16 protein-coding genes, 1 tRNA gene and 1 riboswitch are annotated in these 17,267 nt (G+C 37.9%); of the genes, 16 read left to right on the forward strand and 1 reads right to left on the reverse strand.

Annotation, left to right across the window (positions count from 1 at the left end):
* Positions 1-613: 613 nt before the first annotated feature.
* A riboswitch (SAM riboswitch) is annotated at positions 614-745 on the forward strand.
* 155 nt (positions 746-900) lie between these two features.
* The 11 genes from MLD65_RS11465 (at position 901) to MLD65_RS11515 (ending at position 12,049) form a co-directional block, all read left to right on the forward strand.
* Positions 901-2,028 (forward strand): methionine biosynthesis PLP-dependent protein, encoded by a 1,128-nt coding sequence (locus MLD65_RS11465; protein WP_243292010.1) that lies wholly within the window; start codon positions 901-903, stop codon positions 2,026-2,028.
* Complete coding sequence (gene metC / locus MLD65_RS11470) at positions 2,018-3,187, forward strand: cystathionine beta-lyase (protein ID WP_243292011.1); 1,170 nt, start codon at positions 2,018-2,020, stop codon at positions 3,185-3,187. The genes MLD65_RS11465 and metC overlap by 11 nt, the downstream gene beginning before the upstream one ends.
* A 429-nt stretch (positions 3,188-3,616) precedes the next feature.
* Positions 3,617-4,609 (forward strand): TAXI family TRAP transporter solute-binding subunit, encoded by a 993-nt coding sequence (locus MLD65_RS11475; protein WP_279326052.1) that lies wholly within the window; start codon positions 3,617-3,619, stop codon positions 4,607-4,609.
* An 87-nt stretch (positions 4,610-4,696) separates the two neighbouring features.
* On the forward strand, positions 4,697-5,212 hold the full coding sequence (locus MLD65_RS11480; protein ID WP_243292012.1) for a DUF1850 domain-containing protein: 516 nt from the start codon (positions 4,697-4,699) through the stop codon (positions 5,210-5,212).
* A complete protein-coding gene (locus MLD65_RS11485) occupies positions 5,205-7,175 on the forward strand; it encodes a TRAP transporter permease (protein WP_243292013.1) in 1,971 nt (656 codons plus the stop codon). Before MLD65_RS11480 ends, MLD65_RS11485 begins: the two co-directional genes overlap by 8 nt.
* A 304-nt stretch (positions 7,176-7,479) precedes the next feature.
* Positions 7,480-7,552, forward strand: a tRNA-Val gene (locus tag MLD65_RS11490).
* Positions 7,553-8,058: 506 nt separating this feature from the next.
* On the forward strand, positions 8,059-9,243 hold the full coding sequence (locus MLD65_RS11495) for a hypothetical protein (protein WP_243292014.1): 1,185 nt from the start codon (positions 8,059-8,061) through the stop codon (positions 9,241-9,243).
* Positions 9,244-9,273: 30 nt separating this feature from the next.
* Positions 9,274-9,507: a hypothetical protein gene (locus tag MLD65_RS11500; protein WP_243292015.1), complete on the forward strand. Its 234-nt coding sequence runs from the start codon at positions 9,274-9,276 to the stop codon at positions 9,505-9,507.
* Entirely contained in the window at positions 9,504-10,250 is a 747-nt protein-coding gene (locus tag MLD65_RS11505) for an HIRAN domain-containing protein (RefSeq protein WP_243292016.1), read from the forward strand. The genes MLD65_RS11500 and MLD65_RS11505 overlap by 4 nt, the downstream gene beginning before the upstream one ends.
* Before the next feature lie 500 nt (positions 10,251-10,750).
* Positions 10,751-11,371, forward strand: coding sequence for a hypothetical protein (locus tag MLD65_RS11510; protein ID WP_243292017.1), 621 nt, complete (start codon positions 10,751-10,753; stop codon positions 11,369-11,371).
* Between the two features lie 33 nt (positions 11,372-11,404).
* Positions 11,405-12,049 (forward strand): hypothetical protein, encoded by a 645-nt coding sequence (locus tag MLD65_RS11515; protein WP_243292018.1) that lies wholly within the window; start codon positions 11,405-11,407, stop codon positions 12,047-12,049.
* A 266-nt stretch (positions 12,050-12,315) separates the two neighbouring features.
* Here the strand turns inward: MLD65_RS11515 and MLD65_RS11520 are convergent, their stop codons facing one another.
* Positions 12,316-12,819 carry a peroxiredoxin family protein gene (locus tag MLD65_RS11520; RefSeq protein ID WP_243292019.1) on the reverse strand — a complete coding sequence of 168 codons (504 nt, stop codon included), beginning with the start codon at positions 12,817-12,819 and terminating at the stop codon, positions 12,316-12,318.
* A gap of 297 nt (positions 12,820-13,116) precedes the next feature.
* Here MLD65_RS11520 and MLD65_RS11525 point away from each other — a divergent pair, with 297 nt between their 5' ends.
* The 5 genes from MLD65_RS11525 (at position 13,117) to MLD65_RS11545 (ending at position 17,086) form a co-directional block, all read left to right on the forward strand.
* Positions 13,117-13,974, forward strand: a complete 858-nt coding sequence (locus MLD65_RS11525; RefSeq protein WP_243292020.1) for a carbon-nitrogen hydrolase family protein — start codon at positions 13,117-13,119, stop codon at positions 13,972-13,974.
* Between the two features lie 30 nt (positions 13,975-14,004).
* Positions 14,005-14,691, forward strand: a complete 687-nt coding sequence (locus tag MLD65_RS11530; RefSeq protein ID WP_243292081.1) for a GNAT family N-acetyltransferase — start codon at positions 14,005-14,007, stop codon at positions 14,689-14,691.
* A 347-nt stretch (positions 14,692-15,038) separates the two neighbouring features.
* On the forward strand, positions 15,039-15,611 hold the full coding sequence (locus MLD65_RS11535; protein ID WP_243292021.1) for an RQC-minor-1 family DNA-binding protein: 573 nt from the start codon (positions 15,039-15,041) through the stop codon (positions 15,609-15,611).
* Between the two features lie 133 nt (positions 15,612-15,744).
* Complete coding sequence (locus MLD65_RS11540; RefSeq protein WP_243292022.1) at positions 15,745-16,689, forward strand: RpnC/YadD family protein; 945 nt, start codon at positions 15,745-15,747, stop codon at positions 16,687-16,689.
* 142 nt (positions 16,690-16,831) lie between these two features.
* The gene (locus MLD65_RS11545; RefSeq protein ID WP_243292023.1) at positions 16,832-17,086 is read left to right on the forward strand and encodes an RpnC/YadD family protein; all 255 of its coding nucleotides are present in this window, start codon (positions 16,832-16,834) and stop codon (positions 17,084-17,086) included.
* Positions 17,087-17,267 lie beyond the last annotated feature (181 nt).

Genomic DNA, 17,267 nt, shown 5'->3' on the forward strand with positions numbered 1-17,267 from the left:
GAAGATGTCCTTAAAAAGTCAAATCGAAAAATCAAAAAACTAATACAAAGTCAACTACAGCAATGGGTAGCAGCCTTACCTAACTATATCAAGGCTTATTTGCCGATTTCAGTATGCGAAGTTTGAGTAATAAGAATGGATTGTTATTTTTTCGAGAGTGAGTTTAATGCTTTCATTCCCCCATCTAGATGTGTTAATAAATACAGCGTTTCCATTTATTCTAACATGAATTCATGAAAAATGCTGTTTAGAGTTTTATCCCACTCTTAACGGGTAGTAAGCCCCACCTCAAGAATTTGTCGTAAAGCAAAGAAGATAGGTGTGGGACAGCTGCCAGTAAAGGTCCGAATAAAATGAACATAGACGAAGAGTGCCACGTCCTGTGGGTTACAATGGCCTTTCGGTTACTAACATTCAGTGGAAGATGAAAAAAACTGAATGAAGTTTCATCCCAACTTTCAAAGAAAATGTTCATGCAGGTGTGCAGCTTAGAATACAATAACGTAACGTCACATAAGAAAATGATCCATTGATTAATATAAAATATTAAAATTATTCTTGAAATTATTCGCGCAATGCTTTAGAGTAATAAAAAAAGTTGATAATTTTTATTTTCTTATCGAGAGAGATGGAGGGATCTGGCCCGATGAAATCTCAGCAACCGGTACTAAACGTTTTTTATTGTACCAAGGTGCTAAATCCAGCAAGCAGCTTTTAGCCGTTTGTCATGCTTGGAAGATAAGAAGGGGCATACTTAAACGTAACACCTTCTTCTTCTAAAGAAGGTGTTTTTGTTTTTTATCCCACTCTTAACGGTCAGTAGGATTCCGCTTGAAACTGCCGTAACGGTCCGATTGACAACACGGCCTCCGAAGACAAATTTAAGGAGGTAGTCAAACAATGAATAAGTCTCACATTGATACGATTTTAGCTCAATTAGGGAACCGTTCAGAAACTGCAACTGGAACGGTCAGTGCACCCATTTATTTATCCACTGCTTATCGCCATGTCGGGATTGGTGAATCAACCGGCTATGACTACAGTAGAACGGGGAACCCGACACGTCAACTCGTAGAAGAAGCGATTTGTACACTTGAAAGGGGAGATCGTGGGTTTGCTTTTTCCTCTGGAATGGCCGCGATCCAAACGGTTTTATCACTATTTTCAGCTGGGGATGAGCTCCTTGTATCAGCTGATTTATACGGTGGAACGTATCGATTATTAGAAGATAGCAGGCGGTACGGACTACGGATACAATATGATGATTTTTCTTCTTTACTAAAAACGGAAGAACGTATTAACGAAAGAACGAAGGCGATTTTCATTGAAACGCCAACGAATCCATTAATGCAAGAAACCGCTATTCGCCCCATTGCTGAATTAGCTAACGCATACAATCTTTTACTCATCGTTGATAATACGTTTTATACACCAGTGCTTCAGCGACCAATAGAGGAAGGAGCCGATATTGTCGTCCATAGTGCGACGAAATATTTAGGTGGTCATAATGATGTTTTAGCGGGACTTGTTGTCGCAAAAGGAGAGGAGCTTTGCAATCGGCTTTTCAATCAACAAAATGCGATTGGTAGTGTGCTATCACCTTTTGACAGCTGGCTCCTTCTTCGCGGGATGAAAACATTATCGCTGCGCATGAAAAAGCATGAAGAAAACGCGAAAATTTTAGCGAAATATTTAGCAGAACTAAATGAAATCACAGACGTTTTATATCCGGGAAGGGGTGGTATGATCTCATTCCGCGTTCAAAAAGAAGAATGGGTGGATCCGTTTTTACGAAATTTGTCGCTCATCTGTTTTGCGGAAAGCTTAGGCGGAGCAGAAAGCTTTATTACGTACCCAGCAACGCAAACGCATGCTGACATCCCGGAGGAAATTCGTATCGAAAATGGTGTCTGTCATCGGCTCCTTCGTTTTTCCGTTGGGATTGAAGATGTAGAAGATTTAAAGCAAGACTTAGTGCAAGCTTTACAAATAGCGGCAAAAGAGGCGGTGAGCACGCGTGGCGAATAAATGGACGATTCAAACGAAATTGCTGCACAATAAGCATAAATTTGATTCCGTTACGAAAGGGGTCAGTGTTCCAATCCAACATGCTTCCACGTTCCATCAAGAAGATTTTAACGCTTCGCCGAATTATGATTATAGCCGCTCGGGAAATCCAACGAGGGAAGCGTTGGAAGATGCGATTGCAGAATTAGAAGGAGGAGTGAGAGGGTTCGCCTTCGCCTCGGGAATGGCCGCAATTTCGACCGCTTTTCTTCTATTATCTAAAGGGGATCACGTTCTCGTATCAGAGGATGTATATGGCGGGACGTATCGTGTCGTTGCCGATGTGTTAACAAAGTTTGGGATTGACCATACATTTGTCAATATGACGGACTTACATGAAGTCGCATCAAGCATTCGTCCCAATACGAAAGTTCTTTACATTGAAACACCATCAAACCCACTGATGAAAGTAACTGATATTCAAGGGGTTGCAAAACTAGCGAAAGCAAACGGCTGTTTAACGTTTGTTGATAATACGTTTATGACACCGGCACTCCAAAGGCCGCTCGAGCTCGGTGCTGATATTGTCCTCCACAGTGCGACGAAGTTTTTAGCAGGACATAGTGATGTGTTAGCTGGTCTCGCGGTCGTTAAAGAGGAAAAATTAGGGGAAAAGCTGTATAAATTGCAAAATGCTTTCGGGGCAGTTTTAGGTCCACAAGATTGTTGGCTTGTTTTAAGAGGCTTAAAGACATTACACGTCCGTCTTAAACAATCGGAACAAACGGCTTTGGAGCTTGCGAAATTTCTCCGTCAACACCCAGCGGTCGAGGCTGTTCATTATCCAGGTTTTGAAGACCACCCAGGATCAAGTATTCAGCGCTATCAAGCCGATGGGGCAGGAGCCGTTTTTTCTTTTCAATTGAAAGACGAAAACGCCGTCAAGACCCTTGTATCGCATTTAGAAATTCCGGTATTTGCCGTCAGTTTAGGTGCTGTTGAATCCATTTTATCGTATCCAGCGAAAATGTCGCATGCGGCAATGCCAGAAAAAGAACGGTTGAAGAGAGGGATTACAAACGGTCTCCTTCGCCTAAGCGTCGGGCTTGAAAACATCGAGGACTTAAAAAACGACTTTTCGAACGCATTCGCAAAACTCGAGCAAAAAATAAAAATATAGGAAGAAATCCGGTTCGGTGGGGGCCGGATTTTTGTGTATTTTGGCTGAAATCAGCAAGATGGTAGGAGCGATACTTTTAGCGAAAACCCCAATAAGGTCCATCTAAGGCTCAATTTCTGAAAATAAACCCCAAAACTTGAAAGAAACCCCCAAATGATGAAAGAAAAGCCCAATACTTGAAACTAAACCCCAAATGATGAAAATAGTTAAGTAGGACATGAAAAAGTAATATAAACTTGCAGATTAAGTTAAGGATTTACTACGTCAAAACAGTTTTTTTAATCTTGTTATTTGATAAATTACGATATTTTACGCTATTATTAACTGTTAGATATACCAAATTTTTTTATTATTATTTGACAATTAAGACAAAGATTATGTTATTATATTTTTGTAGTTTTAAAATTAGATATAAAAGGGGTGTTTACGTTGAAAAAGTTACGTAGCAGTCTTCTTTTCACAGTGATGCTTACGATTGCGATGGTTATGGCCGCATGTGGGAACGGTGGCGACGAAGGCAATGGTGGCGGTGAAGGTGATAAAGGAAAAGCAGTAACGAGTTTAAGTATTGTAACAGGTGGTACTGGTGGTACATATTATCCTTTAGGTGGCGCAATGGCTAGTATCATCGAAGACGAGACAGAATTAAAGGCAAGTGCACAATCATCTGGTGCTTCTGTTGAAAATATGAATACGCTTAAAGGTGGCGATGCTGAAATTGCCTTTACGCAAACAGATATCGCTACATATGCATTAAACGGCGAATTAATGTTTGATGGAAATAAAGTAGAAAACGTACAAGCAATTGGTACACTCTACCCAGAGACCGTTCAAATCATTACAACGAAAGATAGCGGTATTGAGTCTGTAGAAGACTTAAAAGGGAAAACGGTTTCAATCGGTGCGCTAGGTTCTGGTGTTAATGCAAACGCTTTACAAATCTTAGAGATTCACGGTTTATCTGTTGACGATATTGAAGCGCGAAATGTGGATTTTAAAGAATCAACAGATGGTCTCCAAGCTGGAAATATCGATGCTGCGTTCATTACAGCTGGAACGCCTACCGGTTCAGTTGAAGCATTAGCAGCAACTGAAGATGTAAAAGTTATTCCGGTTTCTGCTGATAAAGCGAAAGAATTAATCGAGAAATATCCGTACTATGCGGAAGAAACAGTTCCATCTGGAACATATGGAATTGAAGAAGATGTTGCAACAGTTGCAGTCAAAGCGATGTTAGTTGTTCGTGAAGACTTAGATGAAGACACGGTTTACAACATTACAAAAGCGATTTTTGAAAACACAGATAAAATCACACATGCAAAAGGTGAATTAATTAAAGCAGAAACAGCTCTTGACGGTATTGGTGATATAACAGTTCATCCAGGTGCTGACAAATATTTCACGGAAAAGGGCGTTAAATAATCGAGTAAGTAGAATATAAATGATAGACCGATTCATTCGGTCTATCGTTTTCATGTGTGCTTTTTCATTTTATTGGGTGGGGTTGATATGTTACGTAAATATAAACGATTCTTTATTTTACCCCTTCTTCTTTTACTCATCGCTTTTGTTTTTTTCTTTCCTTATAAACAAACGATAGCCTTTTACTTTGAAGACACAAATCAGTTACTTCTCTTCCTTCCATTAAAAGAGTCAGACACATTTCAAATAGAATATACACATTCTATTCATTTATCAGATGTGATTGAAACGTACAAAATAGAAAATGAAAAGCTTGTACAAACACAATTGGAGTATGAAGACTTTGCGATCGGGATGCCATCGAATGCAGAAGGAAACGAGCGATTTGACAAAAAGAATGGAAAATATGTCATTTCCAATATGGATCGCCACTTTCAAACACTCGACTTGCGAATTGGACAAGTTAGAGCGGATCATAAACTTATTTATGATGAGAAAAAATATAAGCTTACAAAATGGATCGATGGGGGAACATGGGTAAGAATCATTCCAGCACGGTTAAATTTATGGCAACAGTTGAAAGGAGTGAACATCAGTGAATAACGAAAAATTCGAAACGTTATCAGCTGAAGAGCAGCAAAAGATTTTAGAAAAATATGATCCAGAATCGAATACACGAAACTTAAAAGGTATCTTTCGGATCATTACGTTTGTCGGGCTATTAGCGTTTTCATTATTTCAATTATATACGGCGATTTTCGGGGTATTTACCGCGCAAATTCAGCGTTCGATTCACTTAGGTTTTGCTTTAGCGTTAATCTTTCTTTTGTTTCCAGCTCGTAGAGGGCAGAAAAAGAAGGGGAAGCTACAAGTTGCATGGTATGATATAATCCTTGCATTATTAAGTGTTTACGTTGGAGCTTATTGGCCAACAAATATTGATGCGATCGTCATGCGCGTCGGTCTGTTAACAGATACTGACTTTTATGTTGGGGTTTTAGCGATTTTACTCGTTTTAGAGGCGACAAGACGTGCAGTCGGTTTACCGATAACGATTATTGCCATCTTGTTTTTGTCTTACGGATATTTTGGCGAAAGCATGCCGGGCTTTTTACAACATAGCGGCTTAAGCTTGGAGCGTTTAGTGCAAACAATGTTCTTTACGACCGAAGGGATTTTAGGGACACCGCTTGGCGTATCGGCGACATTTATTTTCTTATTCTTATTATTCGGTTCCTTCCTTGTCAAAACAGGAGTCGGCCAATATTTCAATGATTTAGCGGTATCCATTGCCGGAAAACGTACAGGAGGTCCTGCAAAGGTTGCGATTTTCTCCAGTGCCCTGCAAGGAACGATTAGCGGAAGCTCCGTTGCGAACGTTGTTACATCGGGTTCTTTCACGATTCCAATGATGAAAAAATTGGGGTATAAGCGTGAGTTTGCTGGTGCTGTTGAAGCGGCTGCATCAACTGGTGGACAGCTCATGCCACCGATCATGGGTGCGGCAGCGTTTTTAATGGTCGAATTTATCGGCGGTGGATTAACGTATTGGGATATTGCGAAAGCTGCAGCGATTCCAGCCATCCTTTACTTTACCGGTGTGTGGATTATGACACACTTTGAAGCAAAACGTATCGGCTTAAGCGGTCTTGCAAAAGAAGAAATGCCAAATCGTAAAGAAGTGTTAAAGAAAATATACTTACTCATTCCCATTTTAGCGGTTATCGTTTTATTAATGTCAGGCATAACCGTTACACATGCTGCATTGTATTCGATTTTAATTGCGATTATCGTAGGCTTCATTAATCGTGCAGCGAATATGAAGCTAGTAGATATTATTTATGCACTTGTCGACGGTGCTCGCACTGCATTAGCAGTAGCAGCCGCAACAGCAGCAGCAGGTATTATTGTCGGAATCGTAACGAAAACAGGTCTTGGCCTTAAACTTGCCAACGGGTTAATAGACATTGCGGGTGGAAAGTTACTTCCAACACTATTTTTAACGATGATTGCGGCCATTATATTAGGGATGGGTTCACCAACGACGGCAAACTATGTTATTACATCAACAATTGCCGCTCCAGCCATTATTTTACTCGGCATTCCTGATTTATCCGCTCATTTATTTGTTTTCTATTTCGGGATTATTGCCGACATTACACCACCAGTAGCGTTAGCTGCCTTTGCCGCAGCAGGGGTATCTGGCGGTGAACCGATACGAACCGGGATACAATCGGCAAAACTTGCAATTGCAGCCTTTATTATCCCATACATGTTCGTTTTATCACCTGAACTGTTAATGATCGATACGAATGCAACTGAACTAATTTGGGTTATCTTTACGGCGATCACAGGTATGATTGCCATCGGTGCCGGCATGATTGGCTACTGGTTCCGCACTTTACACTGGGTCGAGCGTCTGTTCGCCATTGCAACAGGCCTTATGCTCATCTATCCAGGCGTATGGACAGATACAATCGGATTAGTCGCATTCGCAGCTCTAATCGGCATCCAATTTGTCTGGAAACGAGAGGGAAACAAGCCGATGAAATCACAAAATGCATAAAGAAGACAGAAATCCCCCGACCTGCGTCGGGGGATATAATTTATTAAGAGGTCAGGTGTTGTGGGTCAAATCCGCAGGTTAGTCAAAAACTGGCGCAAGTTATGAAAATTAACCGCAAATAATGAAAGTTATCCGCAAGTCTAGAAATTTATCATTAAAGGATGTCCTACCCCAACTATTAACTACATGGAAATATTCGAAGATACATAAATCTATCAAAAAATTTCCGGGAAAGTGTTGACTTTACTCTCGTTCTTACATATAATAATCATTGTCACCACGAAATACCAAATACCCAGCACGTGATTCCGTAGCTCAGCTGGGAGAGCGCCACCTTGACAGGGTGGAGGTCGCTGGTTCGAGCCCAGTCGGAATCATCACGACGGTAAAGCGTTGATAAATAAGCGTTTTGCCGTTTTTTGTTTTCATTGAATTGTATCGTTGACTTGATACGGATAACAGCGCTAAAACGAAGCAGATAACAGCACGTCAATTCTTTACGATAAAACGTATAGAAAGGACGTGTTTTTTGTTATGACTGAAAAGCATTTGGCGAAGCGAGAAGGCGTGTCAAGACTGAAAGAAGAGGTGTTCTTTCGAATTCCAACAATGATTTGGACGCTTTATTCCAATTCTTCTATAAAGCGAAACTCGCCGAAGGTCGGGCTGTAAACTCATTGGAGATAAAAATAATCAAACAATAGTAGTATTCTTTGATCTATTAAATGGTTGAATTTGTATTAATTCCTCTTGACGAAAACCAAGCATTGGAAACGGATGAACAAGCAATGGCGGGATTTTCCCTTCTTTTTATGTTTTGTTTGGATGTATTAACCAAGTTATAATTAATTATAGAATATTTAGAATAGGGGCGACTTTACAATTGAAACAAATTATCGGAACAACAATAATTGCGTCATCTTTGCTATTGTCGGCATGTAGTTCGGACAAAGAATCGAAAATCGAATCGAAAGAAAGCGTTGCACACGCGGTGGAAAACACCGAAAATAATAAATCTAAAAAGGATATTGTTGACGAAAAAGCATGGAAGGACGCCACGAAGTTGAACGAAGAAATGAAATACGACTTCTCAACAAATGCGAAGGATTATATTGCGGAAGTGAATCGTATATTTCATGATACACCCGACGAAGATTCGAAACTTATTCAATCGGGTCACGACGAAGGGTATTATTACTATTTGGAAGCAATGTCGTTAGATAATGGTCTTGACATTATTCAAGTCGAAGGGATTTCGCTTAAAAAGGATTTCGACAACTTACGAAAACTTGTGGGAATAATTATCGAAGAACACGACAATCGGACGGCACATATTGACCCCGAAGAATACTGGGAAAACAAACGTGAAGCCTCAAAAGATTGGAAAGCACCAAGCGAAAGAATGATTCAAGCAATCAAATATACTAAACAGTTGTTGAACGATGTTGACATTGCAATTAATAATAAAGGTAAGGGAAAAACGTTCGGTGTAGCACATCAAATGGACGGACAAAAGACAATCGAACTTGAAACGTTTATTTTTGGTGAAGCGGAGAACGTAACTAAAATTTCGGAACTTGAATACCCTTATAAGGAAATTGCAAAACATATCGCAAATTGGGAACTTCCAAGTAAAGGCATTGTTTCTAGTGATAACGATAATATCGTTAGATACGAAAATGGTTATGGATTTATGAAAGATACGGGTTCGCTAATTGAACGAATTCATTCGAACACGGACGCACCACAAAAACCAACTACTGAACAATTTATCGGTGTTATCATGGGTCTTGTTTCCGATATTGCGGACAAACCTTCGAATGAATTTGACGCCGAAAGCAATTCGGACTTCTTTGTTGACGATATCGAACATAAACTTCGAAGATTGAACGAAATGAAACAGTACACTAACGGGTTTAAACCACTAGAAGAATGGATTGACGAAACTTTGATGTTGTTTACTTTTGCAAAGGAATCAAAATACGGTGATAAGCGTTGGGAATTGTACAACAAAGGTATGAAGAAAGTTGAAAAAATGCAAGATACAATCGAAATTGCACAGTCATAAAATAGCGTACTGCTTGGTGCGTTTTTTGCGTTGGAGAACGCAATTAGATTCGGCTTCATGGAATTGGTCGATGGAGTAAATTTCCCTGATGAGTTTACGGAGAATGTAAGGCGATTGATGAATTTTGATGTGAAAAAGTACGGGGATTATATACATTCTTTACGTATTTTAAGCGATGCGCAAAAAGTATGGCTATTAAATATAATACCTTTTAGAAGAGACACAATTTTAGAATGGGTTGAAAGCGGTGAATCAACGTTATGAAAAAAGTGCATACACTATTAGTCGTTTGGCAAGATTTGGAAAGCCGTTTGTATTACCATGTTGGTACACTGTCGTTTAAAGATGGAATATACGAGTTTTCCTATACCAATTATGAAAACGGTCACCGTACAATTATAGAAGCTATTGAGAAGGGATACATTTTACATCCTGCATTTCCAGAAATAACGAAAACTTATCAGTCTAAAAAGCTCTTTCCTGCTTTTGATCGTCGTTTACCGTCTCCAAACCGGTCTGACTACGAAGCTATATTGTCTGACCTTGGATTGAACGAAAACTGTTCAAAGATGGAGTTATTACAGCAGACACGAGGTCGTTTAGCGAATGATACTTATTCGTTTGAACAACCATTGCGTCTTGAAAGTAATGGGAAGCTTTATACATCCTTTTTTGTTCACGGAATGCGACACCGTAATTTGCCAATTGAATGGCCTAATTGGTTGACTTTGAACCAACCATTGAAGTTAGTGCAAGAACCAACTAATCCGGTTGACCAGAACGCAGTAGGCATATACACTGACAACGGAAAGCAATTAGGGTATGTTCCGGGCTTTTACAGTAAAGCGATTTTTTCTCTTCTAGAATATGGGGCAAAGCCACAAGTTATAGTGAATTATATTAATGAAAAGTCTACCCCTAATTGGTGGCTTAAGGTTGATTTTGAGTGTGGATTGCCTTCATTTGAGAGTAAGGACTCTAGAGAAGTCTTATTGTTAACAAAATAAATTGTTCGGCCAAAACGGTAATCCAGTATCTGGGGAACTAGATGCGAATGGATTACGGTTTTGTTTTTGTTCATTTTCATAACAATTTTTTTGCAAGAGTCAAGTAATTAATTTATTTGATTATGATGTTTAAGACTTATTTACATGAGAGATTACTCCATTTTATTTTACAGATCAAAATTGACTAGGTGGAGGTCGCTAGTTCGAGCCCAGTCGGAATCATTACTTAGGACGAACCATTGATTGATATTATTAAATGGTTCGTCCTTTTTGTTTGGATAGGATTTCAAGTGAACTAAATAACAATTGAGATAGGTGTCATCCATATCACAAATGAAGTCACGAAACTTTCCTTGGAAATTATAATGAGGTGGTTACTGTTGAAAGGATTAATTTAAAATTATTTCTAGTAAAAAACTACTAGAATTCTTTTAAAAAATAAGTATAATTGTATGGAGGTTCCAATTTTCACATAAATAGTATTACGAGGAGGATTATGCATGAGAAGATTTACCTACATACTTTGTACTCTACTTATCACTTTTCTTGCAGCTTGTTCAAATAATGATCAAGAGAATAATGCTAGTAAAGGTGAAAAATCTGAGCAACATACAGAAGATCAAACTGTTGATGTTGAAAAAGGTCTATTAAATGTAGAAATTACATTGCCAGCTTCAATGTTTGAGGGCGAAGATATAGACGCTGCTATTGCAGATGCGAAAGAAGAGGGAATTACCGATGTCACGAAAAATGACGACGGCTCTCTTACGTATAAAATGTCTAAAGCAAAGCATAAAGAAATGATGAAAGAATTAGAAACAAGTATGAATGAAACAATTGAAGAAACAATAAATAGTGAAGATTATGTATCAATCAAGGATATTACTCATAATCATTCATTTTCGGAATTTACTCTAGAGGTGGACAAAGGGAAATATGAGAATAGTTTTGATGGTTTTGCTGCATTGGGCTTAGGTATGCAAGGAATGATGTACCAGCTCTTTAATGGTGTTGATCCAGATAATTATAAAGTAACCATATTTTTAAAAGACGAAGCTACCCAAGAAATATTTGACCAAATTGTTTATCCAGATGATTTGGAGGAAGAAGAAAAAGAATAACAAATACACTAAAAAATATGAGGAGGAAGGAACATGAAAACTACTCGAAACAAAATACTTAACCTACTTTTCTTTGGGTTATTGAGCATCGTTTTACTTGGAGGATGTGGTCAAGATACAAAAGATATTACGGTAAAAGAAGATGCAAATCAACAACAAGATGCTGATACTCCAGAAGAAACGGAGAAAAAAGAAGAGCCAGAATCTAAACTAGGTTCTCGATCTAATCCTGTACCATTCCAGGCAACAGCTACAGTGGATGACGAATTATATAATGATGAAGGTGAGTCCTTCCCTATAAAGTTTGATTTAACGGTAGTAGAAGTGATTCGCGGTGATGATGCATATCAAAAATTAAAATCTATGAATGAGTTTAATGAACCTGCTCCAGAAGGGTATGAGTGGGTTTTAGCGAAAACAAAAGTAAAATTTGTAGAATCTGAAACAGAAGACTTGCCATTTCATATTGATGGAATTATAAATTTCACAATGGTAAGTGAAAGCGGAGATATTTATAGCGGTGATATAACTGGGACTACTGAACCTGATTTTAGTTTTGAAATGTACGTAGGAAGTGAAAAAGAAGGTTATATTTCTGGTTTAGTGAAAACAGGAGAAGAGGCACAACTTCGTTATGAAGAATTACTAGGGGGACATGTTTTCTTTAACTTGCAATAATCTAACCTTACTAAGAAAAATAATATCAACAAAAGGTCTGTCCGAAAAGTAGTATTTACGCCCCAAAATCTAAAAAGGTAGACCTAAAGAATGTTGAGGTTTCAGCATTTTTTAGGTCTTAATTTTTGGAGTATTTTATCCTAGTATGGACTTTTTAGACAGCTCTTTTATCCAACTCTTAACGGGAGTAAGACCCCCACATCCTGTGGGTCACAAGTGCCTTTAGGACATCCTGTCGAAAAAAAACTACTGAATGAAGTTTCCCTTTATTTTAAATTCTTCCCAATATACTGCACAATTTTTCTTAACTCTGTTGCAGATGGTCTTCCGAATGGGCTTGTTTGTTTTTGTTGATAAAGTAATTTTCCTTTTTCATCAACTAAGAAGTAAGCCGGTTCCCCATGCACTCCATGGTCTTCATACGGTGCATTTTCACTATGATAAAATACGTCAAATGACTTTAGAGCTTCTAGATTCTCATCAGATAAAACCGGAAAGGAAAACTGATGATCTTCTACCATTTTTTTAAGGTTGCTTAATGTGTCTGTAGAAATAGTTATTAAATGAACGTTCTTGCTCTCAAAAAATCCTTTATTTTCTTCTAAATCTTTTAAATCTTGGACACAAACAGGGCACCATGCACCTCTAAAAAAGATAATGAGATGCCATTTTGAATGCTCTTTTTGATGTGATTCAAAAGAAAATTCATTTCCTGAAGCAGAAGGTAGAGTAAAGTTTGGGATTTTATCTCCGAGCAAAAATTTTGACATGGGTATTTCCTCCTTATATTACAGAGAATCATTTATTTTGTAGTAGTACACTTTTTATATTATCGTGGTTTAGAAATTTTATATGTAAGGTAAATTACATTTTAAAAAATGTTGACCGTATCAATATTGCTAGTTCATAACATTGAGCATACGGTGTGTGTGAAACATCCGATGAAAAAACTTTTTTAAAAGAAGGAGAGGAAATCTCAATTACGCTTACTTACATAAAAGTGTATATTTGTTATGATGGAATTAGAATTTTTCTTCTAAACTAATAACAACTGAAGGAGGGACTTTATGAAACTAAGAGTCTCAGCTGTTCAATACCATCTTCATACAATACAATCCTTTCATGAATTTGCTAATCAAGTAGAACATTATGTGAAAACTGCAGAGGAATTTGAGGCGGATTTTGTTTTATTCCCGGAATTTTTCACGACGCAGCTTATGTCCATAGGGAATACTCAAGGGCAATCACTTTCCATACAAGATTTACCTGATTTTACAGAGCAGTATCGCTCCTTATTTATAGATCTTGCCAAGAAAACAAAGATTCATATTATTGGGGGTACGCATGTCATTCGGAAAGGTGAGAGGTTATATAATGTAGCTCATTTGTTCTATCCGGATGGGACAGTTAAAGAGCAAGCAAAGCTTCATATGACCCCAACGGAAGTGAATGAATGGAATATGACGCCAGGTGATAGCATAGAGGTGTTTGAGACGGAAAAAGGTACGATCGCCATGTTAACTTGTTATGATATTGAATTCCCGGAAATCGTCCGAATGGTGAAGGCAAAAGGGGCGGATGTTATTTTTTGCCCATCTTGTACCGATGATCGTCATGGGTTTCACCGCGTTCGTTACACGAGCCATGCAAGAGCGGTAGAAAATCAAGTATATGTCGTTGGTACGGGTACAGTAGGGTCACTCCCTACCGTTGATTTTATGCGAGCAAATTTCGGTCAAGCAGTAGTGATTACGCCAAATGATATTCCATTTCCTCCTCGAGGTATTTTAGTAGAAGGGGAAATCAACAATGATATGATTGTGACAGCTGATCTCGATTTAGACTTGTTATATAAAGTTCGTGAGCGTGGTTCAGTTACAACGTGGCGTGATCGCCGTATTGATCTTTATCCTGATTGGAAATAAGACGATTCCATTCGACAAGGTGGTGCGATGATGTATCGAAAGGAATTTTACGTTTTTGACAAGGATCGGCCAATCCCGGCATTGATTCGAAATTATGAAGAAAAGGACTTTTCTGGATTAATCCACATTCAGCAAGAGAGTTTTCCTCCACCATTCCCGTCTGAATTATGGTGGAATACGGAACAGTTGAAAAACCATGTTACGTTGTTTCCAGAAGGAGCGTTATGTGTTGAAGTTGACGGTGAGCTAGCCGGATCGATAACTGGTTTATTGGTTGATTTTGACCCAAATCATCCAGAGCATACATGGGAAGAGATTACAGATAATGGTTATATACGAAATCATAATCCAAATGGCAATACGTTATATGTTGTCGATATTTGTGTTCGTCCATCCTATCGAACATTTGGGTTGGGTAAATGGTTAATGTTTGCCATGTATGACGTCGTTATTCATAAAGGGTTGGTGCGGTTACTAGGTGGAGGCAGAATGCCAGGGTACTGTAAAAAAGCAAATGAAATGACGCCGCAACAATATTTAGATTCGGTTGTAAAAGGCGACTTAAAAGATCCTGTCATTACCTTCCTTCTTCGCTGCGGCCGCATGCCTGTTCAAGTGGTAGCGAACTATTTAGAGGATGAAGAATCGTGTAATTACGGGACATTAATGGAGTGGAAAAATCCTTTTTATCATTTCCCGACTAAGGAATGTAACTAGAAGAAAAGATGACTGTGTCGTGTTAGACTTTAAGATACAATAGAATGGGTCAAAACATACGAAGGAAAAGATATTGGAAAAGGGTACAGTAAGTAGTACGGGGTAGATAAGGTTTAGGTTATTAAAGAGCTTGATTTCGGAGAAGAAGCAGAATGTTCAACTCGAAATTGAGGCAAAGGGAACGATACAAAAGTATGAAAAATGTGTGGATCAATCATTTTTATGTATCGCCGGATATACATCAAACGGTGCTCCATATGGTTTTACTCGAGAAGTAATAAGCGAAAAGAAACGTTATATTTCAAAAGATGATGAATTTCCATTCTTTCTAAGGAGTTAACAGAAACATGGCAAGGAAACGAAGAGTAAAAGTACATTTGAACAAAGGTGATGTTCGATCATTATCAAGAGATGAGATAAAAGCGATTTTACGGGCGGCAGATGATTTGATCGCAGTTGGCGGACGAGCATTACTTGCTAAAATCTTAAAAGGTTCTAAAGATAAAAAAGTGTTGGAGTTGAAATTGAACGAGAATCCAAAGTATGGTTACTATCAACATTTAACGATTGATCAAATTCAACACCGAATTGATTGGATGATTTTGAGTGATTACTTAGAAATTGAATATAGCGGTCGTCTACCTGTAATCGTCTTTTCCGAAAAGGGTTGGGAAATTGAGCGAGATCAATACGCAGATGAACTACTAGCGGAATGGCAACAGTGGGTTAACCAAAATGTCAAGCCATTAAGTATGGAATACTTAAAGGATCGAAATCGTGGCATGATGTTGTTGTTTTTAGAAAAAGTGAAGGAAACGAAAAATCAAGCATTTATCCCTTTTTTAAAGCAGTGGGAAAAAATCGAATATAAAAAGATGAAGCAAGCCATTCGCGATGTGATTCAAGAATTAGATGAATAATACGGAAATAGAGCGGATCATAAAAAGCTTGGTAAATATACATTTGCCATGCTTTTTTTGGTTGATTAACATTTCAAAGTAGAATATACTATAGATATAAGAACAAATGTTCTGTAAAAAAGGAGGCTAATTGATGCGTGCAGTTGATCATGATCGCTTATTCAAAGAGCTCATTTCAAACTTTTTTGAAGAATTTATTCTTTTGTTTTTCCCAAAGGTGTATGAGCACATTGACTTTCGGTACATAAACTTTTTATCGGAAGAAATTTATACAGATGTAACAGCAGGTGAGAAATATCGAGTCGATTTGTTAGTTCAAACGAAGTTAAAAGGAGAAGATGGACTCATTGTAATCCATATAGAATCACAGAACTATGTTCAAAAAAACTTTAACGAACGAATGTTTTTGTATTTTAGTCGTTTATATGAAAAATATCGCACGAAAATCCTTCCAATTACAATCTTCAGCTATGATTCAATCCGAAATGAACCACAAATGTTTTCAATTCAATTTCCGTTTATGGATGTCCTGCAATTTCATTATTTAACGATAGAGCTAAAAAAACAAAATTGGCGCCGTTACTTACAAAGTGGAAACCCAGTTGCTTCAGCTCTATTGAGCAAAATGGGGTATACTAAAAGGGAACGAGTACAAGTAAAAATAGAATTCTTAAAAATGTTAGTACGTATGGAGCTAGATCCTGCGAAACAACAGTTAATCATAGGCTTTTTTGAAACCTATCTAAAACTTTCGGAGCAAGAAGAAGAACAGCTAAATCGTGAGGTGAAAAAGATGCATAGAAAGGAAGGGGAGAAAATAATGGAGATGATCACTTCTTATGAAAAGAAAGGAATAGAAAAAGGAATAGAAAAAGGAATAGAGAAAGGAATAGAAAAAGGAATAGAAAAAGGAATAGAGAAAGGAATAGAGAAAGGAATAGAAAAAGGAAAAGAAACTGTTGCTGAAAAGATGCTTTTAAAGGGGTACGACATCGAAACGATTGTAGAAATAACGGAAATATCCGAGGAGGAAATTAAAAAAATAAAAAAGAAAATGAACGCTAACGATCATTCGTGATGTGATATTTTGAGTGATTATCGGTTCATCGTGAAAACAACAGCAAATTCCACTCTTAATAGGCAGTAAGACCCCCACCTCAAGATTCTCTAGTAAGCAAGGACGATAGGTGGGGGAACAGCTAAATCGTGAGGTGAAAAAGATGCATAGAAAGGAAGGAGAGAAAATAATGGAGATGATCACTTCTTATGAAAAGAAAGGAATAGAAAAAGGAATAGAAAAAGGAATAGAGAAAGGAATAGAAAAAGGAATAGAGAAAGGAATAGAAAAAGGAAAAGAAACTGTTGCTGAAAAGATGCTTTTAAAGGGGTACGACATCGAAACGATAATAGAAATAACAGAATTATCCGAGGAGGAAATTAAAAAAATAAAGTTAGAAATGAAAAAGGATGAATGATGGACATTGTAAGATGAGACGAGATTTCCAAGATGTTTTTATATGCAATAGCCCGTTTTGTGTTTTCTTTCATTAAATGATGTACGTCCTTCTAAAGGCTATGCGCCTCAATTTGCCCGTTAAGCTTGTTATACGTTATTTTTCTTCAGGTCAGCCAAAAAGTAGAGGGGGAGACCCCCGT

Origin of the sequence: Bacillus sp. FJAT-47783 (genome assembly GCF_022808615.1) — a bacterium.
Lineage (GTDB): Bacteria > Bacillota > Bacilli > Bacillales > Aeribacillaceae > Bacillus_BZ.